Below are 22,238 nucleotides of genomic sequence, written 5' to 3' on the forward strand. Positions count from 1 at the left end.
CTTCCAACCTGCCGGAGAAAACCATGAAACCCGTCCTTCGCACCCTTGCCCTCAGCGTTTCCCTGGCTGGCGCATCCTTCGCGGCCCAGGCCGACGAGGTGTCGGTGGCCGTGGCCGCCAACTTCACCGCGCCGATGCAGAAGATCGCCGCCGACTTCGAGAAAGCCACCGGCCACAAGGCCCAGCTGGTGTTCGGTTCGACGGGCAAGTTCTACGCCCAGATCAAATCCGGCGCGCCCTTCCAGGTGCTGCTGGCGGCCGACGACGAGACGCCGGCCCGGCTGGTGAAGGAGGGCGACGGTGTGGCCGGCAGCCAGTTCACCTACGCCATCGGCAAGCTGGTGCTATGGTCGCCGAAGCCCGGTTTTGTGGACGACAAAGGCGAGGTGCTGAAGTCGGGCAGGTTCGAGCACCTGTCCATCGCCAACCCCAAGCTGGCGCCCTATGGCCTGGCGGCGGTCGAAACCCTCAAGGCGCTGGGCCTCGCCGATGCGCTGCAGCCCAAACTGGTGACCGGCGAGAGCATCACCCAGGCCCAGCAGTTCGTGGTGTCGGGCAACGCCGAGCTGGGCTTCATCGCGTTTGCGCAGATCCACAAGGACGGCAAGCTCATCGACGGCTCGTACTGGCTGGTGCCGGGCAAGTACCACACCCCGATCCGCCAGGATGCGGTGGTGCTCGACAAGGGCAAGGCCAGCGCGGCGGCCGCGGCGCTGATGGGTTACCTCAAGTCGCCGGCGGCGGTGGCGGTCATCCGGGCTTACGGCTACGAGCGCTGAATCATGGATCTCACCCACGAGGACTGGTCGGCCGTCTGGCTGACCTTGAAGCTGGCGGGACTGGTGACAGTGCTGCTGCTGATCGTCGGGACGCCGATCGCCTGGTGGCTGGCCCGGACCCGTTCGCCCCTGCGCAGCGTGGTGGGCGCGGTGGTGGCGCTACCCATCGTGCTGCCGCCGACGGTGCTGGGTTTCTACCTGCTGATCGTGCTGGCGCCGTCCGGGCCGGTGGGCCGGCTGACCGAGGCGCTTGGGCTCGGGGCCTTGCCGTTCACCTTTCCGGGGCTGGTGGTGGCCTCGGTGTTCTATTCGCTGCCGTTTGTGGTCCAGCCGATCCAGAACGCGTTCATGGCGATGGGCGCGCGTCCGCTGGAGGTGGCCGCCACCCTGCGTGCTTCGCCCCTGGCCGCATTCTTCAAGGTTGCGCTGCCGCTGGCGAGGCCGGGCCTGCTCACCGCGGCGGTGCTGGGCTTTGCCCACACGGTGGGCGAGTTCGGGGTGGTGCTGATGATCGGCGGAAACATTCCCGGCAAGACCCAGGTGCTGTCGGTGCAGATCTACAACCACGTGGAGGCTTTCGAGTACGCCCAGGCCCATGAACTGGCGGCCGGCCTCGTGGCCTTCTCCTTCCTCACGCTGGTGCTGCTCTACCGCTTTGGCGGCGCCCGCAACACCTCGGGTTTCGGATCATGAGCGGGCTGTCGATCCGGGCCCGGCTGCCCCTGGCGGATTTTGCGCTGGACTTGGATCTGGCCCTGCCCGGGCGGGGCGTGACGGCGTTGTTCGGCGCTTCGGGCTCGGGCAAGACGACGGTGCTGCGCTGCGTGGCCGGGCTGGCCCGGGCGGCGGGGCGGGTCGAGGTGAATGGCGAGGTGTGGCAGGACGACGCCCGGCGCATCTGCCTGCCCACCCACAAGCGGGCGCTGGGTTACGTGTTCCAGGAGGCGAGCCTGTTTGCCCACCTGTCGGTGCGGGACAACCTGGCCTTTGGCCAGAAGCGCATCGCCCCGGCCGACCGGCGGGTGAGCCACGACACGGCGGTGGAACTGCTGGGCATCGGCCATCTGCTCGACCGCAGCCCGGATCGCCTCTCCGGCGGCGAGCGGCAGCGGGTGGCCATCGCCCGGGCGCTCCTCACCAGCCCGCGGCTGCTGCTGATGGACGAGCCGCTGGCGGCGCTGGATGCGGCCCGCAAGCAGGAGATCCTGCCGTATCTGGAGCGCCTCCACGACGAGCTGGCGATACCGGTGATCTACGTGAGTCATTCGATGGACGAGGTGCTGCGCCTGGCCGACCATCTGGTGCTGCTGGAGCAGGGCCGGGTGCGGGCCAGCGGGCCGTGCCGCGAGCTGCTGGCCCGGCTGGACCTGCCCATCGCCCTAGACGAAGAAGCGGCGGTGCTGGTGGATACCACCGTGGCCGCCCACGACGAGGCCTACCAGCTCACCCGGCTGGCCTTTGCCGGCGGCAGCATCCAGGTGACGCGCAAGGCGCTGGCGGTGGGCGCCCGGGCGCGGCTCAAGATCCAGGCGCGGGATGTGAGCATCGCGCTCGCCGCCGACAATCCGTCGAGCATCGTCAATCGCCTGCCGGCGCGGATCTGCAGTTTTGCCCCGGCGGCCCACCCGGCCCAGTGCCTGGTTCGCCTGGATGCGGCGGGCACGCCGCTGCTGGCGCGCATCACCCGGCTGTCGAAGGATCAGCTCGGTCTTGTCGAGGGCATGGCGGTGGTGGCGCAGATCAAGTCGGTGGCGCTGGTGGGCTGATGCGCCAGCGGTTCAGAACGGCCCCGCGATGTCGTTAAACGGCCGTCGGCGACGCTCGTCGCCAAACCGGAATCGCCCCTTTTTGAGATGAAAGAGCCGTCCGTTCAGGCGGTAGCCGCCCCTCGCCGGGTTTCCCGCTTCGTGCGCGAGCGGGTGTGGTGGCTGGCCCTGCTGGTGGTCTGGGGGGCCGTGGTCGGCTTGTCGCTGGAGGTTCAGGTTGCGCGCATCCGGGAGCAGTCCATCCAGGTGGGCATCGAGGGGGCCCGCAACATGTTCCGGATGGTCATGCTGACCCGCAACTGGAACGCCTCCCACGGCGGCATCTACGTGCCGGTGACACCCGAAACCCCGCCCAATCCCTATCTCGAACACCCCCGCCGCGACGTGACGACCACCGACGGCCAGCAGCTCACGATGGTGAATCCGGCCTACATGACGCGCCTGATCGCCAGCATGGCGGCCAGCGACGGGGGCGTGGAGTTCCGCCTCACCAGCCTCCGGCCGATCCGCCCGGAAAACATCGCCGACCCCTGGGAGCGCCAAGCGCTGGAACGCTTCGAGCGCGGCGAGGTGGAGACGACCGGCGTCGAGCACGGCCCGAAGGGCGAGATGCTGCGCTACATGGCGCCCCTGAAGGTGCAGGAGAGCTGCCTCGCCTGCCATGCCAGGCAGGGCTACAAGCTGGGCGACGTGCGCGGTGGCATCAGCGTCACCCAGCGCTTCGCGCCCATCGAGGCGACCACCCGCGCCGGCATCCGCCAGACCAGCCTGGCCCACGCGGCGGCGTTTGCGGTGGTCTTCCTGGGCGGCTGGGCGCTGCTGGAGGCGCTGCGCCGGCGCTGGCTGGAGCTGGACGGCAAGATCGCCGAACTGGAAGCGGCCCACAGCCAGCTGCTGCAGTCCGAGAAGATGGCGTCCATCGGCGTGCTGGCGGCGGGCGTGGCCCACGAGATCAACAACCCGGTGGGTTTCGTGAGCTCGAACCTGAGCACGCTCAGGGGCTACAACGCCGCGATGATCGCCCTGCTGGAGCGCTGCCGCACTGGCGAGGCGACCGAGGCGGACTTTGCCGCGGCCGAGTTCGATTACCTGAAGGACGACATCCCGGCCCTGCTTGGCGAATCCCGCGACGGGCTCGACCGGGTGCGCAAGATCGTGGCCGACCTGAAGGATTTCTCGCGGGTCGATCAGGCCGAGTGGCAGGAGGCCGACCTCAACGCCGGCATCGAGTGCACCCTCAACGTGGTCTGGAACGAGCTGAAGTACAAGGCCGAGGTGGTGCGCGATTATGACCCGGCGCTGCCCCGCGTGCCCTGCCTGGCGGCGCAGATCAACCAGGTGGTGATGAACCTGCTGGTCAACGCCGCCCAGGCCATCGCCGAGCGCGGAACCATCACCGTGCGCACGGGCCACGACGATGCGTTGGCGTGGATCGAGGTGGCCGACACCGGCGTCGGGATGCCGCCCGAGGTGCAGCGACGCATCTTCGATCCCTTCTACACCACCAAGCCGGTGGGCAAGGGCACGGGCCTGGGCCTGTCGATCTCCTACGACATCGTGGCCCGCCACGGCGGCCGCATCGAAGTGACGAGCGCGCCGGGCGAGGGGACGACCTTCCGGGTGAGCCTGCCGCTGGCGGGCAGGCCGGCCGAGTCCGCCTAACGCAGCTCGAAGTTCGCCTTCAGCCAGAGGGTGCGGCCGGGTTCGTTCACCCGTGTGGTCTGGGTGAAGCCGCCGATGCTGGCGCCGCCGCGGCTGATGAACTCGGCGTAGGTCTTGTCGAACAGGTTGTCGATGCCGGCGCTGATGAGCGTGCCCTTGGCCGGGCGGTAGCCGCCATTGACCGAGAAGATCGCAAAGCCGGTCGAGCTGCCGATGTCCTGCCCCACCACGTTGCCGTAGTCGGTGTCGAAGCGCTTCTGGCCCTGCACCAGGCGCAACAGGGCGCCGCCACTCCAGGTGCGGTCGTCGTAGCCGGCGCCCAGGCGGGCTTCGAGCGGGGCGATCTGAGACAGGGGCTTGCCGGTGCTGTCGTTCTCGCCGTGAGTCCAGGCCAGGGTGGCGTAGGTCTTCCAGAAGTTGCCCAGCGCGTAGCTCACGTCGCCTTCGAGGCCGTAGGTGGTGGCGTCGATGTTGAGCGCGTCGCTGGCCCAGGCGTCGATGCGGCGGATCTGGATGAAATCCTTGTGCTTCGCGTAGAAGGCCGACACGGATGCCCGGAGCCCGCCGGCGGCGTAGATGGCACCGGTGTCGAGCTGGGTGGTCTTTTCGGGTTTGAGCAGGAAGGTGCTCGCGCTGCCGCTGCCCATTGCGGTGGCCGCGGGCGACTTGCTGCGCTCCCAGTAGTCGGCAGCACGCTCGCTGTGGCCGAGGCCGGCGAAGAGGGTGGTGGTGGGGGCGTAGGCGTTCTCCCAGCGCAGGAAACCGGCCTTGAGGGTGTCCTTGTCGGTCTGGCCCGAGGTGCTGCGGCCGCTGCGCTTGTCTTCGGCCTCGCTGAAATCCACCCGCGCGCCGCCCAGCAGGCGGTTGCTGGCGTCGAGTTCGTGGGCGACTTCGGCGAATGCGCCCCAGCTGGAGAACTGCATGTCGGCCACCCGGGGCTTGCTGGCGTAGCTGGCAACGGCGGCGCCGCTGGCCGTGCGCAGGGTGTGCTCGTTGCGCTGGAAGTCCAGCCCGGTTTCGAGGCTGGTGCGGGGCGACAGATCCAGTGTGGTGGCGATGCGCCCACCCTGGGTCTGGCGATCCGGGTTGCTCACCATCTTCATCATCGGCGGCGTGCGCAGGGTGTAGTTGTCCATCACGTGATCCACGTAGTTGTGATAGACCTGCGCCTCCAGTTTGGCCAGCAGCGGGCTGATGCGCTGCTTCTCGAACTTCAGCCCGACGTTGCTGCGGTCGAACTTGACGCCGTCCATCGAGCGGTCGGCGTAGGCGGCGCGGCCGTCGCTGCGGGCGAAGGTGAGTTCGAGCCGGGTGTCGGCGTCGGGCGTCCAGCCCAGGGCGCCGCTGGTGCTCCAGCGGTCGTAGGCCGAATGCACGCTGCGGCCCTTGCCGTCGCGGTAGTCCTGGGCGTGGGAGTGGGTGCCGGTGAGTTCGCCGTAGAAGCGCTCGTTGCCCACGCCGGCCTCGAACATCTGATCGTTGCGCCCGAAGTTGCCCACCAGCAGGCTGGCATCGGCGTAGGCCGAGTAGCCGTTGCGCACCTTGGGGCTGCGCTCGAAGCGCACCACGCCGGCGCTGTTGCCGGGGCCGTACTTCACCGTCTGCGGGCCCTTCAGCACGGTGATGCGGTCGAAGGCTTCGGGGAAGACGTAGGCGGTGGGCGGGTCCATGCGCATGCCGCAGCCGCCGAGGATCATCTCGCCGTCGAGCAGGATGCCGAGCCGCGAGGCGGCCATGCCGCGGAACACCGGGTCGCCGTCGGTGCCGCCCTTGCGGATCACCGAGAAGCCGGGGATGGTCTTGAGGTAGTCGGCGCCGTCGTGGGCGGGCACCGGCTGGCGCGGCGCGCGGGGGTCGGTGGTGACGGTGAGCGGCGCTTCCATCGCCGGGGCGGTGACGACCACCTGGCCGAGGGTTTCGGGCTGGGCGGCGAGGGCCGGCAGGCTGCAGGCGAAGGCGCTGGCGAGGGCTAGCGGAAGGACGGCGGGCCGGTGCGGAACACGGCGGATCATGGTGACGCTCCCTGTTATTTGGCAAGAGCGCGCACCTTAAATCCCGGCCTACCGGAAATGGTTGATGGATCGCAAAATCATGCACCAAAACGGTGCGTCATAGTGTCGCAGCCTGATCTGGCAGGCCTGTCGCTCAGACGCGGAAACGTGCCACGCTGGACTTGAGGCTGTCCGAAACAGTCACCAGCCGGTGGGCCGTGCCGGCCACCGAGGCCACCGCGGCAGAGTTCTCCTCCGACATCTGAGCGATGGCTTCCACGTTGCGGGCCAGCTCGGTGGAGGCGCCGCGCTGCTCGCGCAGGGCGTCGCTGATGCTCTCGATCGCGCCCTGCATGGTGCTGGCCGAGTCGCGGATGCTGCCCATCGAATCGCTGGCCGCGCCGGCCGAGGCGACCACCTCGGTGACCAGCGCGCGGTTGGACTGCATGCTCGTCACCGCGCCCACCGCGCCCTGCTGGATGGTGCTGATGACGTTGCTGATCTCCCGCACCGAGCTGGTGGTGCGTTCGGCCAGCTTGCGCACCTCGTCGGCCACCACCGCAAAGCCACGGCCCTGCTCGCCGGCGCGGGCGGCTTCGATGGCGGCGTTGAGGGCCAGCAGGTTGGTCTGGTCGGCCACTTCGCGGATCACCACGGTGATCGAGTCGATCTGGCGGACCTGCTCCGACAGGGTCTGGATCTGCTCGGCGGTGCTCTCCACCTGGGAGGCGATCTGGTTGATCTTGGCGGCTGCCGCATCGACACCGCGTCCGCTCTCGGTGGCCAGGTTGCCGGCCTCGGCAGCGCGGCGGCTGGCGTCTTCGGCGCTGTTGCCCACGTGGTCGATGCTCACCGTGAGCTCTTCCACCGCGGCGGCGGCCGAGGCGGTGGCGGCCGACTGCTGCTCGCTGCTCACCGAGACCTGCTGGGCTGCGGTGGACAGCTGTGTCGCCGAGCCGGCCACCTCGGTCGAGTTGTTGATGACTTGCTGGATCGTGTTGGACAGCTCGGTGCGCATTCTGTCGAGGGCGGTCAGCAGTCGGCCGATCTCGTCACGGTTGTGGTTGAGCGGGCCCGCGGACGTCAGGTCGCCGTTGGCGATCCGTTCGGCCATCCGGTTGGCGTCGTCGAGGCGATTGGTGATGCTCAGGCCGATGCTCCGCCCGAACAGCAAGAAGAGAACCCCCGCGAAAACGGGCAAGGCGCCAGCAATCCAGGTGGCGCTCGATTTGGTGGCGAGGCCGTTGGCGGTCGCTTCCTGGGCGAGTTTCTCGTTGAGGTGTCGGTGGGCGGTAAGTTGTTCGTCAAAGCGCAGGGCCAGACCGACGTTATTGATCAGGATCCCCTGCGCTTCTGCGTTCTTGCCGGCGCGGGCGAGGGCTAGGGCTTCGTCGATGTGGGCGTTGTATTCAGCGAGGCTGGCACGCTCCGCTTCCAGCATCTTGCGATCCTCTTCGTTGGCGACGAGAGGCTCGTAATCCTTGAGCGCTTTGTCCATCATGGTCCGGGCTTCCTGGAGCATCGTATCGAGCTTGGCCCGGTCGGCGGGGTCGGTCTGGATGGTGTAGCGGTAGGCGCGCACCCGCGCACGCCCCATTTCAGAGGTCACGGTGTTGAGCAGCCGGATGCTGGGGACTACGTTCTCATTGCCAAAGCTGGCCGCATCGAAGACGCGGTTCATCTGGTAAACGTTGATGCCGGCAAGGATGAGCAGGCTCGCGATGGCGATGGCAACAAGGAGCTGCAGGCGTCGGGAAATGGTCATAACAGGTCTCTCTGCGTCGGACGACAATGCGTGTCGTTGTTGGCGGGCTGTGTCGCCAGCAACGGCATTCCGCGCCAGAACTTGAAGGGATGACCTGGAAATAGCTTCAATAGGGTTCGATGGCCGGTCCGTTTCGTTTCTATTGATTTCTGCTGCTGCAGTTCGCTTTGTCCCTGCCGGGCGGCCACCAAGGGAGGCCGCCGATCTGGAAGTTCGGCCGACTTACACCCGGAAGCGCGCCACGCTAGATTTGAGCTGATCCGAGACGCCAACCAGGCGATGAGCCGTATCGGCCACCGACGTTACAGCAGCCGAGTTTTCCTCCGACATCTGGGCGATGGCCTCGACGTTGCGGGCCAGCTCGGTGGAGGCGCCGCGCTGTTCGCGCAGGGCATCGCTGATGCTCTCGATCGCGCCCTGCATCGTGTGGGCGCCATTACGGATGTTGCCCATCGAATTGCTGGCGGCGGTGGCCGAAGACACCACCTCGCCCACCAGGGTGCGGCTCGACTGCATGCTGGTCGCCGCACCGATGGCGCCCTGCTGGATGGCACTGATGACGTTGCTGATCTCGCGCACCGAGCTGGTGGTGCGTTCGGCGAGCTTGCGCACCTCGTCGGCCACCACCGCAAAGCCACGGCCCTGCTCGCCGGCGCGGGCGGCTTCGATGGCGGCGTTGAGGGCCAGCAGGTTGGTCTGGTCGGCCACCTCGCGGATCACCACGGTGATCTTGTCGATCTGCTGGACCTGCTCGGAGAGCTGCTGGATCTGGCTGGAGGTGTTCTCCACCTGATCGGCCACCTTGCCGATCTTGTCGGCGGCGGCGGTCACTTCGGCGCCGCTGTTGGCCGCCTGGCGACCGGCCTCGATGGCGCGTTCGTTGGCTTCGTCGGCGCTGGAGCCCACGTGGTCGATGCTCACCGTCAGCTCTTCCACCGCGGCGGCAGCCGACGCCGTGGACGAAGACTGCTGTTCGCTGCTCACCGAAACCTGGTGCGCGGTGGCCGACAGCTCGGAGGCCGAACTGGCCACCTGGTTGGAATTGGCGATAACGCCACTGATCGTCTGGGCGAGCTCGGCACGCATCTTTTCGAGGGCGGTCAGGATTTGGCCGATCTCGTCGTCGGCGGTGCCGGAGGTGGGCGGGGTCTGGCGCAGGTCGCCTTCGGCGATGCGGGCGGTCATCTCGGTGGCTTCGGCGATGCGGCGGGTGATGCTGCGGATCGTCAGCAGGCTGATGACGATCATCACCATCGCGGAGACGCCGAGGATCCCGAAGGCGATCCAGGTGGCGGTGTGCTTGGCGTCGATGGCTTCCGCCGCGGCCCGTTGGGCGATTTGCTCGTTGTATTTCACATGGGCTCTCAGGTCGTCGATAACCTTCACCTCCTTGTTCTGAATCCGCTTCAGCAGAGCCCGCGCTTCTTCGACCTTGTTCTCTCGGGAGAGCAACACCACGCCCTCGATGGCCTTGTTGTATTCGGCGAGCGACTGCTTTTCGACCTCCAGAAGGCGCTTGTCCTCAGCGTCGGCGATGTACTCCTCGTATTTCTTCAGGGACTGGCCGATCCATGTATGGGCCTCGGCCAGCGTCTTCTCGATCTCGGCCATCTCGGCGGGATCGGTGGCCAGCACATGGCGGAAGACACGCACCCGTAGCCGGCCGTAGTCCGAGGATGCCTTGATAAGGAGGTCGAGGCTTGGCACTACGTTGATGGTGGCGTGGTTGGCAGCATCGAATACCTTGTTCATTTGCTGGTAATTGATGAAGGTCAGCGTCAGCAGGCTGACAAGGGTGGCGCCGACGAGCAGCATGAGGCGTTTGGCGATGGTCATGTTTTTCCCCGAGAGGTGTTTGGGCAGTCTTCCGGCGGCCTGTAGCACCTCCAACAGGTCGCGCTAATAGGCGGTAACGACGCCGGGTGTTACAACTTTAGTGGTGACTGTCCGGCGCTTCCCCCGGTTCGGCTGCGACGGGGCGGTGGCTATGAAGCTGCCATCCGTCGCCACGCCGCATCCGGGGTGCGTGGCCTTACAATGGGCGCCCGTCACGCCCACGCAAGCTCCGCCGTGCCCGCTTCGTCGCCTTCCATCCTCGTTCTGCCCAGCCCTTTCCTGTCGGACACCGACACCATCCGCCTCATCGAGCCCGCCGACTGCGACAGCCAGTGGCTGCTGCGCCAGGTGCGCTCGGGCGAATACGACAAGCCCTTTGTGATCGACGACGGCACCACCCGCAGCCTGCATTTCTCCCTGTCGCTGATCCAGAGCACCATGAACCTGAAGGACCCGTACGCCCTGGCGCTGGATTACACCCAGGCGATGATGGGCTTCCTGCTGTTCTGCCAGCGCCCGCGGCAGATCCTGATGCTGGGCCTGGGGGGCGGGTCGCTGGCCAAGTTCTGCTACCGCCACGTGGGTTCGGCGAAGATCACCGTGGTCGAGATCGACCCCAACGTGATCGCCTTCCGGGATGAGTTCGAGCTGCCGCCGGACGACGCCCGCCTCGCCGTGATCGAAGGCGACGGCGCCGACTGGGTGGTGAGGAGCCGCGGGTGGGAGGACCGACCGGACATCATCATGATGGATGCCTTCGACCGCCACGGCCTGTCCGGCTCGGTGAGCTCCATCGGCTTCTATCGGGACGTGCACGAGGCGCTCTCGGGGCGCGGCATCATGGTGGCCAACCTGGCGGGCGACAAGGGCTGTCGCGAAGACCACCTGGCGATGATCGCCCAGGTCTTCGACGACCGCCTGCTGTCGATCCGCCTGCCCGACGGCAACGACATCGTCTTCGCCTTCCGCCAGCCCGGCTTCACCCCCCGCTGGCGCGAGATCGGCAACCTCGCCAAGGCCCTGCGTACCCGCACCGGGCTGGATTACCCCAGGTTCGCCCAGCGTCTCGAGCGCAGCCGGCGCACCCGCTACGGCTGAAGCCTTGAGGGGGTGATGTTTTTGCAATGACTTGTGCATTAATACCGCTTAAAATCGCGGCTTCTGTTGTCATTCAAGAAATAAGATGCCCGATTACAGCCGTCGTGGCGGGGCTGCCGGTGCGGTCGCGTCCGACAGCCCGGCCCCTCCCAGCTGGAAACCCGCCGCCCTTTTTGCCCTGGCCTGCCTGCTGATCGTCGTCGGCATCGCCCCGCTGGTGCTGGGCGGCCACGGCCACCTCAAGGGCATGTTGCCCGTGGTCCAGGGCATGTTCCTGTTCGGCACCTTCGTCTTCGGGGTGCTGGCCTTCATCCGCTACACCACCCAGGCCCATCATGGCGCCGCACCGCAGCCGCCGTTCATGGCGCCGCTGTCCGAGTTCGTGATGCCCTTGTCCGAATTCGTCAGCGAGCGCCGGGAGCCCCCTGGCCGGGTGGTGCCTTTCCCCGTCGCCCACCGGGACATCGCGGATCGACCCTCCCGGTGGTCCCTCGACGTGATCGACCGCATGGAATGGAAGCGTTTCGAGGACGTGTGCTGCGCCTTCTACAACGAGAAGGGCATCAAGGCCGCCACCACCCGGATGGGTGCCGACGGCGGCGTGGATATCCGCCTGTACCAGGATCCGGACGACGCCGACTGCTGCACCGCCATCGTCCAGTGCAAGGCCTGGGGCCAGCCGGTGGGCGTCAAGACCATGCGCGAGCTGCGCGGCGTGATGGCCCACGAAGCCATCGAGCGGGCCTTCTTCATGGCCCCCAACGGCTTCACCGACAACGCCCGGGAGTTCGCCGCGATCAACCGCATCACCCTGCTCGACGGCCGGCTGATCCTCGCCATGATCCAGCGCCTGCCCGACGACGCCAGCCGCCGTCTGCTCGAGCTCGCCACCGAGGGCGACTGGACCACGCCCACCTGCCCGAGCTGCGGCGCCAGCATGACGCCCCGCCAGGGCAAGCACGGCCCTTTCTGGGGCTGTTCCACCTATCCCCGCTGCCGGGCCAAGCTCGGCATGCGCGGGGTCGGGCCCGCCCGGCACGCCACCAGCGCCTGAGCGGCCCCGCCAGTGGCGGCAGGATGACGCCGGTCGTCACTCCGGGCACAATCCGGCTGCCCTGTTTCCCATCCCGCCCGACGTGCAGCCACCCCGGCGCGCGGCGGGCCCCCTGGTCATGATCCTGCCCTTCCAGGCACTTGCCTGCCCCCTCGACGGCGCCGCGCTCACGCGCCAGGGCGCCAGCTGGCGCTGCGCCGCCGGCCACAGCTTCGACATCGCCAGCCAGGGCTACGCCAACCTGCTGCCAGTGCAGCACAAGCGCTCGAAAGATCCGGGCGACAGCAAGGAAATGGTCTCGGCCCGGCGGCGCTACCTCGAGAGCGGCGTCTACCAGCCCATCGCGGCGGCCACCGCCCGGGCGGCACTCGCCGATCAGGCGTCAACGGCGTCGGTGAACTGTCTGGATGCAGGCTGTGGCGAAGGCTATTACCTGCGCGAGCTGGCCGCCGCGGCCGGGCCCGAGCTGCAACTGGCGGTGCTCGGCCTCGACATCTCGAAGTGGGCGGTGCTGGCGGCGGCCAAACAGGACAAGCGGCCGGCGTGGGTGGTGGGCACCAACGCCCGGCTGCCGGTGCTACCGGCCAGCGTTGACCGGCTGCTGTGCATGTTCGGTTTTCCGGTCTATCCGGAATTCGCCCGGGTGCTCAGGCCCGGCGGGCGCATCGTGCAGGTGGATGCGGGGCCGGATCACCTGCGCGAACTGCGCGAGATCATCTACCCGCGCCTTAAAGAGGATGCCAAGGCGGCCTTTGTGGCGCCGGCGGGTTTCGAGCTGCTGAGCGTGGAAACCCTGCGCTATCCGGCCGCGCTAGAGGGCGCCGGCCTGATCGGAGATCTGCTGGTGATGACGCCCTATCTCTACCGGGCGACGGCGGAGGGGCGGGCGCGAGCGGCGGCGCTCACCCGGCTGGACATCACCGTGGATGTGCGGATCACCCGGCTCGTGCGGACGGCGCCATAGTCCGATGCGTCAGTGAGCGACGGCTTGTGCGATGCACAAGAATGAGTCGTGAGGTGCTCAGTTCCGTCCCGTCCTGGTGCATCGGATGGCGCGCCATGCCATCGCCAGGGCGAGGGGTGAATAGGCGCCGACTGTCGCCATCGCAATGATCTCGGCCAATCCGCTGTCCATGATGTTTCTCCTGATATGTGATTCATCAAGAGAAAAGCAGACCGTGTGCCAGCCGGGGGGCAGGGTGGGGTGGATGGGGCGACGAGCGTGTATCAGCTCACGCCGCCGGCGCGAATCTCAGCCCCCGTGATAGAACAGATAGCCCACCAGAATCGCCCCGATCAGCCCCACGAAGTCGGCGATCAGCCCGCAGGCCACGGCGTAGCGGGTCTTGGTGATGTTCACGCTGCCAAAATAAACCGCCAGCACGTAGAAGGTGGTCTCGGTGGAGCCCTGGATGATCGCCGCGAGCTTGCCCTGGAAGGAATCCACGCCATAGGTGGTCATCACGTCCACCATCAATCCGCGGGCGCCGCTGCCCGATAGGGTCTTCATCAGCCCCACCGGCAGCGCCGGCACGAAGTCGGCGTTGAGCCCCAGGGCAATCACCGCGCTGCGGATGCCGTCCACCAGATAGCCCATGCAGCCGCTGCTGCGAAAGATCGAGATCGCCACCAGCATCGCGATCAGGTAGGGGATGATCTGCACCGCCACCCCGAAACCTTCCTTCGCGCCCTCCACGAAGCTCTCGTACACATCCACGCCCCGCAGCGCCGCCACGCCCACGAAGAGCACGATGATCGACACGATGATGCCGCTGCCCAGCAGCCCGATCATCTGCGCCATTGCCTCTGGCGGCATCGGCGCGAGCCACGCGTAGAGCCCGCCCATGAGCGCCGCAAAGCCGGCAAAGAAGGCCAGCACCGGGCCCGACAGCAGGTTGATGCGCTGCCACGCGGCCACCGCAATCAGCCCCGCGCAGAACGAGATGAAGGTGGACAGCAGGGTGGGGAGGAAGATGTCTGCCGCGTTGAAGCCCACCAGCCCCTGTTGTACCGCCATGCTCTGGCGGATCGCGATCACCGAGGTGGGGATCAGCGTGATGCCCGCCGTGTTGAGCACCAGGAACATGATCATCGGGTTGCTGGCGGTGTCCTTGTGCGGGTTGATCTCCTGCAACTCGCGCATCGCCTTCAAACCCAGGGGCGTGGCGGCGTTATCCAGCCCCAGCATGTTGGCGGAGACGTTCATCACGATGCTGCCGCTGGCCGGGTGGCCCGGGGGGATGTCCGGAAACACCCGCCGGAAGAAGGGCGCCACCAGCCGCCCGAAGAGCTGGATCAGCCCGCCTTTCTCGCCGATCTTCATCACCCCCAGCCACAGGCTCATCACCCCCACCAGCCCGATGGCGATGTCGAAGCCGGTTTTGGCGGTGTCGAACAGCCCGGTGAGCACGCGGGAGAACAGCTGCAGATCGCCCTGCACGGTCTGCACCAGGGTGGCGAGAAATCCGACCAGAACGAAGGCAACCCAGATGCGGTTGAGCACGATGGCAGGGCCGGCCGCGCCCATTGGATGGCGGGGCCGATGAAGGATGGAAAGGCGGTGAGTCTATCGGCGCGGCCGGCCGGTGTCACCGCCGGGGCAGCCCCCACGCCTGCTGGTGGCGGGCGTATTCGGATTCGGGCAGTTGCACCAGCACCGGCGCCCGGGCGGCGTCCAGCCACCGGGCGATCTCCTGCATGGGGGCCAGCGCCATCGCGGTGCACCCCGAGGTGGGTGTCTCCGGCGTCTCCCACACGTGCAGGAAGATGCACGAACCCGCCCCCGGCACTGGCGGGTTCATGTTGTGGGCCACCACGGCGCCCAGTTCATAGCGCCGGTCGTCCCGCAGCATGTCTTCGCAGCTCGCCCAGTCGCCGGGCACGCCTGCCGCATCCACGATGCAGTTGTAGTGGCTGGACTTCGGATCATCCACGCACTTGAGCCCCGGCCGGGCCGGGTGATAGGGCAGGCGGGCGGCGCGGGGCAGGGGGGCATCGGCGGGCGCGTAGCCAAACAGCGCGGTGATCGCAAACACCCCCGCCGGCGCCCGTCCGTCGCCTTCCTGCTTGGCCGTGCCGGCCATCAGCGGATGTAGCCCGCGCCCCCACGCCAGGCCGCTGCGCCCCAGCATCACCGGCAGCGGCTGGCCATCGGGCTGCCAGTTGCCGTCGGCGTTGCGGGTGAAGCACTGCAGTTCGCCAGCGGGCGAATCCCAGTCGGAGGCGATGCACAGCAGGAGCTGGGTGGAGGCGGGAGGAATCACGTAGGGAGCCACCATTGCGGATCGAAGGCCGGAAGCGCGAGGCGAAAGAAAGGACGCGATTGTTCCACAGGCTGAATGTGGGCCGGCGGATTGACGTGTGCTGCCGGATCAGCGCCGTGCGCTGCGCGGCGGAGGCCATGGGGTGCTGGCGAATTGCGCTTGGGCCGGCGCACCGGGATCGCGCCAGCCGACAATCTGAATCGGCATGACATATTGTCAGTTTACGGGCTGCGATTGCCAATTTCACGGCACCGATTGCCAATCGGGAGCCGCGATTGGCAATCGCAGGCCGTCAATTGGCAATCGCCGACCGAAGAACTCAAATCTCACGGTGAGATTGGCAATCGCACGGCGCAGATTGGCATTTTCACGCCGCAGATTGCCAATCTCGCCCCGACAACCGGGGTTCACGCGCCATATGGTGCCAATCCATGGTGGGCAGTGCGGATCGGCAGTCCGCCGGAGACGATGGGCAAACCCCGCCAGCGCCGAGACGCGATCCTTCGCCATGCCCCCTGCCCGCCGCCCGTCACGCAACTGCCCGCCGCGCACCGCGGGAGGCGCCGCGCCCCATGGCTGGCACGCGTCTTCTATATCGAATGGCATATTTATTGTTGAACTGCAGGCCTGTATGATTGAACACGTGGCGTCACATCCATCCGATCCATCCTTTCGTCAGGAAACGCTCATGTCCAGCTCTGCACTCAAACGCATCTCCACCACCGTGCTCCTCGAAGATGAAGACGCACTCTATGGGCTGCGCACCATCGAAGGCTACAACCCGCCCAACAAGGAATACACCCTCGAAATCGTCGAGGCCAATTTCAAGGAATACAAAGCCGCTCAGGAGGTCGAATCCGGCATCGAGAAGGCCCTCGAAGCCGCCCGTGATACCACCATCCGCTTCCAGCACAAGTTCCACAGTTCCGTGGTCGGCTCCCGCAAGCAGGTGGTTGCCATCTACGGCGAAGATGCCGACGAAGTCGTCGCCGTGGGCCTCAAGAAGAAATCCGACCGCAAGCCTGTGCGCCGCAGCAAGCCCGACGCAAGCAAATAAGCGCTCGCGCGCTGCCCGGCCCTTCATCCGGGCCGGCGCGCATCCAGCGCAAGGCGGGGCGTCCCACGTCGTCATGCCAGAATGCCTCCGGCAACCAACCGGAGATCACCATGGACCTGCTACGCGCAAGCGCTCTCTTCGCCATCACTGCCCTTGCCGAGATCATCGGCTGCTACCTGCCGTGGCTCGTGCTGCGGCAGGGCAGGAGCGCATTCCTGCTCCTGCCCGCGGCACTTTCCCTCGGTCTGTTCGCCTGGCTGCTCACCCTCCACCCCACCGCCGCCGGCCGCACCTACGCCGCCTATGGCGGCATGTACATCGGCGTTGCGCTGCTGTGGTTGCGCTTTGTGGATGGCGTGGCGCTGACGCGCTGGGATGTCGCGGGCGCGGCGATCGCGCTGGTGGGGATGGGGGTGATCGTGGTGCAGCCGGGGCGCTGAGGCCTGCCGGCTGGTGCGATAAGCCCGGCGGGGCTGCAAGCGCAGGGCCACGGCGTGCCCCGCGATGAAGAACGGCGACCGGATCACCCCCGGTCGCCGTTGTCGTTCATCCCGCCCGGTCTTCTCAGGCCAGGTTTGCTGCCTGCAGTACGGGCGTCCAGCGTTCCTCTGCGATCTTCCTGAAGCCCTCGCCCTTGGGGTGAAGTTCGTTGGCCCAGTCGTCGGGGCCGAGGGTGCCGCGGCTGTCGACGATGAGCAGGTGCGCCTTGTCCATGGCGCAGACGCGTTCGAGCATCTTGTGGAATTCATCGATCAGGTAATGCACGCAATCCTGGTGCAGATGCACGGGGACGCCCGCATCTACAAGCGCCGGCTTGAGCCATCCGGTCTTGCCAAACACGCCCCGCCCGTTGGGAATCGCGTAGTCGTAGTTGTGCAGGATGATGAAGCAGTCGAGGGACGTGTAGGTGTAGATGCGACCGATCAGGGTGCGGTAGTAGAGCTCCATCCGCTCAAGAAAGTCGTCGAGGCCACCGTCGTCCTTCATGAAGCACTCTGCGGCGGTGGTGGCGTTGGTGCAGTCAAGCCCCAGCAGGGGGCGCATGTCGTTGAAGCCCGCAAAGTCGTTGCCACCACCACTGATGAACACCGCGGAGAGTCCCGACCCGTAGAACTTGAGTGTGTGGATGATCTCCTTGCGGTATTTGCCGTCCACGTACTGGAAGGCTTCCGCGCCGTTGTTTCCCTTGGCAAGGATCGCGTGCCCCTTACTGTCGACAATGGGACCGAGATAGCTGGCGAGGCTGCCGCCAGGGAAGGGATACCAGAACCACGAATCGCCAATGGCGAGGATGCTTGGCATCCGGTGGTCACGGTTGAGGGCTTCTTCATTCCAGTAAATGCTCATGGCGGTCTTCCTTGGCTGGGGTTGGATGACGCTGGGCGCGGCGCGATCGCCGGGTGGGGAGTTCGGATTGCGGCGGTCTGTCCGCTGGATTAGGTATAGGAACAGACCATCGGGATAGCAAGATGGAATGTGTTTCGCGCCGGTTTTTTCGGACGCGATCGCCCTTCAGGGCGCGCCGCCGAGGCCTGCGGCGCAGATACGGGATCTGTCGTGAATCCCTGACACATTAGAGACTTATCAAGTACCCTCTATGACTAAAGGTGTATAGTTTTCATACGAAAAGCCTTGCCGTCGAGAGATTGCGCATGCCTTCAAAACAGCAGTTGCTGGACATCATCGCGATCCAGGCCGAGATTGCCCGGCTTGGGCTGGATCTGACCGCAACGATGGCCCTGGTGGTCGAGCGTACGCTGGGGTTGATCGAGGCGGATGGTGCCGCCATCGAGCTCGCCGATGGCGAAGAGATGGTCTATCGGGCGGGCGCGGGCATCGCTGCCAGCCAGTTGGGTTTGCGCTTGAAGGCAGGGGAGAGCTTGTCCGGCCTGTGCGTGAAATCCGGCGAGATTCTGCATTGCCGGGATTCGGAGAGCGATCCGCGGGTCGACCGGGACGCGTGCCGCATGGTGGGCCTGCGGTCGATGATCGTGGTGCCGCTCCGGCATGAGGGCGAGACCGTCGGCGTGCTGAAGGCGATGTCGCGGCAGTCGGACAAGTTCAGCGACATCGACGTGCGGGCGCTGCGTATGCTGTCGGAGGTGGTGGCCGCGGTGATGTATTTTGCGGCGAAGTACAACGTCGATGAGCTGTTCTACAAGGCCACCCACGACGCCATGACGGGGCTGGCCAACCGGGCGTTCTACATCGAGCGGCTGCGCAATACGCTGGCGCTGCACCGGCGGGACAAGCGCCCGGCCAGCGTGCTGATGATCGACATGGACGGGCTGAAACACCTCAACGATTCCTACGGGCATCGGGTGGGGGACGCCGCGATCATGGAGGTCGCCCGTCGCCTCACCGCCTGTGCGCGGGAATCCGACACTGTTGCCCGCCTCGGGGGCGACGAGTTCGGGATGATCTTCTCGCCGGTCGATCTGCCCGACGGGGGAGAGATGCTGATGCACCGGATCGAGGATGAGATCGCGCGGCCACTGCAGTTCGAAGGCCATTCGTACGCCCTGAGCGCGAGCGTCGGCATGGCCACGCTGCCGGCGGACGGGCTGGATGTGGATCATCTGCTCGAGACCGCCGACCGCCGGATGTACCGGGTCAAGCGGCTGCATCATGGCGAGAACGGGGCCGGCGGCCTTTCCAGCTGCGCCTAGCAGGGGCGGGATGCGCCCGTCGTCGTCTCCGCCCTACGTCAGGTTTTCATGAGCCACTCTGCCAGCGCGGCGTAGAGCCGTTCCGGGACGACCGGCTTGGTGATGAAGTCGTCCATGCCGGCTTCCAGGCAGCGGGCCTTGTCTTCGGCAAAGGCGTTGGCGGTCATGGCCAGAATGGGGGTGCGCTGGTTTCCGGGCATCTGACGAATGCGCCGCGTTGCGTCGAGGCCATCCATCTTTGGCATCTGCATGTCCATGAGGATCAATGCGTAAGCCTGGGTTTCGACACGCTGAATCGCTTCGAGGCCGTCGTCGGCGAAGTCGACCGACAGGCCCACGTCTTCGAGCAGCGCCTGGGTGATCTCCTGATTGATCGGCTCGTCCTCGGTAAGGAGGATGCGGGTGCCGGCAAACCGCTGCTTCAGGATCGTCTCGGCGTCCTGCGGGGAGGCGGTGGCGGCACGCCGGACTTCGGGCGTCCCCTGCTTGAGCCTGGCGGTGAACCAGAAGGTGCTGCCTGCGCCGGGTGTGCTCGATGCGCCCACCTCGCCGCCCATCAGCGCGGCGAGCCGCTTCGTGATGGCGAGGCCGAGGCCTGTTCCGCCGTACTGGCGGGTGGTGGTGGAGTCGGCCTGCTCGAACGCGGCAAAGAGGCGGGCGAGGGTGTCCGGCGCGACGCCGATCCCGGTGTCCTCGACCTCGAAGCGGACGAGCGTGCCGAGGGCGTCGTCGCCGATCCGCTTCGCGCGCAGGGTGACATGACCGTGGTCGGTGAATTTGATGGCGTTGATCGCGTAGTTGAGCAGGGCCTGCTGGATGCGGGTCGGATCGCCGAGCAGGCCATCGGGAAAACGGTCCACCTCGGTGGTGAATGTCAGGCCCTTGCCGTTGGCGCGCTCCCGGACGATCGAGCTCACGTTGCCGACGAGGCCTTCGATCCATACGTCGCGCTCTTCGAGCGAGAACTTGCCGGCCTCGATCTTGGAGAGGTCGAGAATGGCGTTGAGCACGCTCAGGAGGTGTTCGCCCGCGCCCTCCAGCTTGTTCATGTGTTCGATCTGATCCGGCGCCAGGCCGCCCTTGCGGATGAGGTGGGCGAGGCCGGTGATCGCGTTGAGCGGGGTGCGGATCTCGTGGGACATGTTGGCCAGGAAGGCGCTCTTGGCGACGTTGGCCGCTTCGGCCGCGGACTTGGCCTCCATGAGCTGCTGGGTGCGTTCCTCGACGAGGTTTTCGAGGTTCTGGCGATGGCGGGCCAGTTCTTCCTCGGCGCGCTTGCGTTCGGTCACGTCCATGTTGATGCCGGCGATCCGGTTGGGATAGCCGCGGGCGTCGCGCTCGATCACCTTGCCCACCGCGTGGAACCAGATCCAGTCGCCGGATTTCGTCATGCGCCGATATTCCACTTCGAGGGTCTGGTCGGTGGGGTGTCCATCGGCGAACAGCGCCAGCAGGCCGGGCCGGTCGTCCGGGTGGACGTGGGCCAGCCAGTTGTCCAGATTGGTCTCGAACTCGTCTGGCTCGTAACCCAGCAGCTGGGCGTAGGTCGGGCCGACATTGACCTCACCGGTCTCCACGGTGACATCGAACCATTCCTGGCGGGCTGCGCTGAGGGCGAGGCGCAGGCGCTCCTGGCTCTGCCGGAGGGAATCCTGCGCGAGCTTGCGTTCGGTGATGTCGTCGTAGACCCCGACGATCCCGATGATCTCGTTGGCCACGTTGCGCAGCGGCACTTTGGCGGTCTGCAGCCAGATCGTGGCGCCGTCCGGGGTGGTCTGGGGTTCTTCGTAGGACAGCTTGGCATGGCCCGAATCCATGACCGAGCGGTCGTCGGCCTGGTACAGGCCGGCCTGCGCTGACCAGCCCATCTGGTAGTCGTCCTTGCCGAGGAGCTCTTCGGGCGATGACTTGCCGGCGTCGCGGGCAAACGGCGGATTGCAGCCCAGGTAGCGCAGGTCCCGGTCCTTCCAGAACACCCGCATCGGCACGTTGTTGATGACGGTCTGCAGGAGGAGATGGGATTCGCGCAGCCGCTGTTCGGCCTGTTCCCGTTCGGTGATGTCGTACAGCGTGACGAGGTGGAGGCTGTCCGCCACGGCATTGAGCGACGACGCCGAGGCCATCACGGTGCGCTGGCGGCCATCCTTGGTCAGCAGCCGGACCTCCAGGGGCACGAACGCCGTGCCGTCGCGTTTCGACGTTTCCAGCCGCTCCGTCCAGGCTGTGATGACGTGCCGGCAATAGTCCGGATCGGGGTAGGCGTGGTTCCACCACGCCTGGAGCGTCGGGATGTCGTCGTGCGTGTAGCCGAAGGCGTGGGTGAAGGCCGCATTGAGGTAGGTGATGTTTCCGCTGTCGTCGTTCAGCGCCATCGGCACGGGCGCCGCGTCGATGGTGGCGTGATAGCGCACTTCGCTGGCGCTCAGGGCGTCGTTGGCCACCTTGTGTCGGGCGATCTCGCGCATCAGGTTGACGGTGTTGGTCGCCAGGGTGCGGTAGATGGTCAGGATCAGGTTGATCCACGTCTGCGTTTCACCGCTCATCCGCTCGGCGGCCTGACGTCGGGCCTGATCGGGCGGCAGGCCGGCTTGGATCGCTTCGACGGTGAAGGCCATGCGCTTGTCGGATTCGAGGATGTGCGATGCGAGCCAGCTGGCGAGAAACGCGAGGGTTTCCTGCACCAGCTCGTCGAGGGGCCTGACCGACTGTTGATCGATGAGGCCGCGGATGGTGTCGATGAAGCCGGCATGCACCTGCCGGTGACGGATCTCCTCCTCGGTTCCGGCCACATGGCTGTGCCAGATGTGCTCTTCGGCCTGGAAGTGATACACGGTGTAGCGCATCAGCTCGTCGAGGATGTGCCTGAGCTGGGCGCCGTCGCTTTTGTAGGCGACCTGACTGGCCAGCAGATTGAGGAGCGCGACGAGTTGACGGTGCTGCTGATCGATGTCGGTCAGCCCCGTCTCGAAACTATCGTTCCACGGAAAGATATCGATGGCTTGCATGTCGGGTTCAGGCAGATGCCCGCCGCGAGCAACCAGCCGCGTTGCGTGGAGGGCGGATCAGATTCATGAAATCTCCCAGGGCTGAACCGGATCGCGGTTCTTGCGGACCGCCGCACCGGGGCGCGAGTCTCAGCATCTTGCTGTATCGGCGGGCTATCCAGCAAGGTTTAGCCCGGCGAAGTGGCCGGGTGGTGCGACGACCGGCGGGGCGCCGCCTTGCCGTAGCGGGATGAAAAAAAACGGCGACCGGATTTCTCCGGCCGCCGTCGAGGCTCCCAGGGGAACGCAATCCC

18 protein-coding genes are annotated in these 22,238 nt (G+C 66.5%); 10 read left to right on the top strand and 8 right to left on the bottom strand.

The genetic code is table 11. The annotated features are described in order from the left end of the window. Positions 1-23: 23 nt before the first annotated feature. From modA to Q0672_RS04295, 4 genes are all read left to right on the top strand, one after another. Positions 24-779 carry a molybdate ABC transporter substrate-binding protein gene (modA, locus tag Q0672_RS04280; protein ID WP_298620109.1) on the top strand — a complete coding sequence of 252 codons (756 nt, stop codon included), beginning with the start codon at positions 24-26 and terminating at the stop codon, positions 777-779. A gap of 3 nt (positions 780-782) precedes the next feature. Further along, positions 783-1,472 carry a molybdate ABC transporter permease subunit gene (gene modB, locus Q0672_RS04285; RefSeq protein WP_298620111.1) on the top strand — a complete coding sequence of 230 codons (690 nt, stop codon included), beginning with the start codon at positions 783-785 and terminating at the stop codon, positions 1,470-1,472. Then, complete coding sequence (gene modC / locus Q0672_RS04290) at positions 1,469-2,545, top strand: molybdenum ABC transporter ATP-binding protein (RefSeq protein WP_298620114.1); 1,077 nt, start codon at positions 1,469-1,471, stop codon at positions 2,543-2,545. Before modB ends, modC begins: the two co-directional genes overlap by 4 nt. An 87-nt stretch (positions 2,546-2,632) precedes the next feature. Further along, complete coding sequence (locus tag Q0672_RS04295; RefSeq protein WP_298620117.1) at positions 2,633-4,207, top strand: ATP-binding protein; 1,575 nt, start codon at positions 2,633-2,635, stop codon at positions 4,205-4,207. Here the strand turns inward: Q0672_RS04295 and Q0672_RS04300 are convergent. The 3 genes from Q0672_RS04300 to Q0672_RS04310 form a co-directional block, all read right to left on the bottom strand. Further along, positions 4,204-6,219: a TonB-dependent copper receptor gene (locus Q0672_RS04300; protein WP_298620119.1), complete on the bottom strand. Its 2,016-nt coding sequence runs from the start codon at positions 6,217-6,219 to the stop codon at positions 4,204-4,206. The two genes, Q0672_RS04295 and Q0672_RS04300, sit on opposite strands and share 4 nt — an antisense overlap. A 133-nt stretch (positions 6,220-6,352) precedes the next feature. Then, positions 6,353-7,963, bottom strand: a complete 1,611-nt coding sequence (locus tag Q0672_RS04305; protein ID WP_298620121.1) for a methyl-accepting chemotaxis protein — start codon at positions 7,961-7,963, stop codon at positions 6,353-6,355. Positions 7,964-8,185: 222 nt separating this feature from the next. Next, complete coding sequence (locus tag Q0672_RS04310; RefSeq protein WP_153160172.1) at positions 8,186-9,799, bottom strand: methyl-accepting chemotaxis protein; 1,614 nt, start codon at positions 9,797-9,799, stop codon at positions 8,186-8,188. Between the two features lie 201 nt (positions 9,800-10,000). On the opposite strand from Q0672_RS04310, the gene Q0672_RS04315 reads away from it, so the two are divergent. From Q0672_RS04315 to Q0672_RS04325, 3 genes are all read left to right on the top strand, one after another. Then, positions 10,001-10,897: a spermidine synthase-like protein gene (locus Q0672_RS04315; protein WP_153160174.1), complete on the top strand. Its 897-nt coding sequence runs from the start codon at positions 10,001-10,003 to the stop codon at positions 10,895-10,897. A gap of 85 nt (positions 10,898-10,982) precedes the next feature. Then, positions 10,983-11,951, top strand: coding sequence for a restriction endonuclease (locus Q0672_RS04320; protein WP_298620126.1), 969 nt, complete (start codon positions 10,983-10,985; stop codon positions 11,949-11,951). A 118-nt stretch (positions 11,952-12,069) separates the two neighbouring features. Next, positions 12,070-12,915, top strand: a complete 846-nt coding sequence (locus tag Q0672_RS04325; protein WP_298620128.1) for a putative RNA methyltransferase — start codon at positions 12,070-12,072, stop codon at positions 12,913-12,915. Between the two features lie 288 nt (positions 12,916-13,203). On the opposite strand, the gene Q0672_RS04330 is transcribed toward Q0672_RS04325, so the two are convergent. From Q0672_RS04330 to Q0672_RS04340, 3 genes are all read right to left on the bottom strand, one after another. Then, entirely contained in the window at positions 13,204-14,454 is a 1,251-nt protein-coding gene (locus tag Q0672_RS04330; protein ID WP_298620130.1) for a nucleoside recognition domain-containing protein, read from the bottom strand. Positions 14,455-14,539: 85 nt separating this feature from the next. Then, positions 14,540-15,229, bottom strand: coding sequence for a L,D-transpeptidase family protein (locus Q0672_RS04335; protein ID WP_298620132.1), 690 nt, complete (start codon positions 15,227-15,229; stop codon positions 14,540-14,542). Positions 15,230-15,457: 228 nt separating this feature from the next. Next, the gene (locus Q0672_RS04340; protein WP_298620134.1) at positions 15,458-15,724 is read right to left on the bottom strand and encodes a hypothetical protein; all 267 of its coding nucleotides are present in this window, start codon (positions 15,722-15,724) and stop codon (positions 15,458-15,460) included. Positions 15,725-15,902: 178 nt separating this feature from the next. Between Q0672_RS04340 and Q0672_RS04345 the strand changes: the two genes are divergently transcribed. Both Q0672_RS04345 and Q0672_RS04350 read left to right on the top strand, forming a co-directional pair. Next, a complete protein-coding gene (locus Q0672_RS04345) occupies positions 15,903-16,271 on the top strand; it encodes a hypothetical protein (protein WP_298620136.1) in 369 nt (122 codons plus the stop codon). 110 nt (positions 16,272-16,381) lie between these two features. Beyond that, positions 16,382-16,711, top strand: a complete 330-nt coding sequence (locus Q0672_RS04350) for a YnfA family protein (protein ID WP_298620138.1) — start codon at positions 16,382-16,384, stop codon at positions 16,709-16,711. A gap of 124 nt (positions 16,712-16,835) precedes the next feature. Here the strand turns inward: Q0672_RS04350 and Q0672_RS04355 are convergent, their stop codons facing one another. After that, a complete protein-coding gene (locus Q0672_RS04355; RefSeq protein ID WP_298620140.1) occupies positions 16,836-17,618 on the bottom strand; it encodes an SGNH/GDSL hydrolase family protein in 783 nt (260 codons plus the stop codon). Between the two features lie 305 nt (positions 17,619-17,923). Here Q0672_RS04355 and Q0672_RS04360 point away from each other — a divergent pair, with 305 nt between their 5' ends. Beyond that, positions 17,924-18,940: a sensor domain-containing diguanylate cyclase gene (locus Q0672_RS04360; protein ID WP_298620142.1), complete on the top strand. Its 1,017-nt coding sequence runs from the start codon at positions 17,924-17,926 to the stop codon at positions 18,938-18,940. Between the two features lie 38 nt (positions 18,941-18,978). On the opposite strand, the gene Q0672_RS04365 is transcribed toward Q0672_RS04360, so the two are convergent. Continuing rightward, positions 18,979-21,945, bottom strand: a complete 2,967-nt coding sequence (locus Q0672_RS04365) for a bacteriohemerythrin (RefSeq protein ID WP_298620145.1) — start codon at positions 21,943-21,945, stop codon at positions 18,979-18,981. Positions 21,946-22,238 lie beyond the last annotated feature (293 nt).

The organism is uncultured Zoogloea sp. (assembly GCF_937894855.1).
Taxonomy (GTDB): domain Bacteria; phylum Pseudomonadota; class Gammaproteobacteria; order Burkholderiales; family Rhodocyclaceae; genus Zoogloea; species Zoogloea oryzae.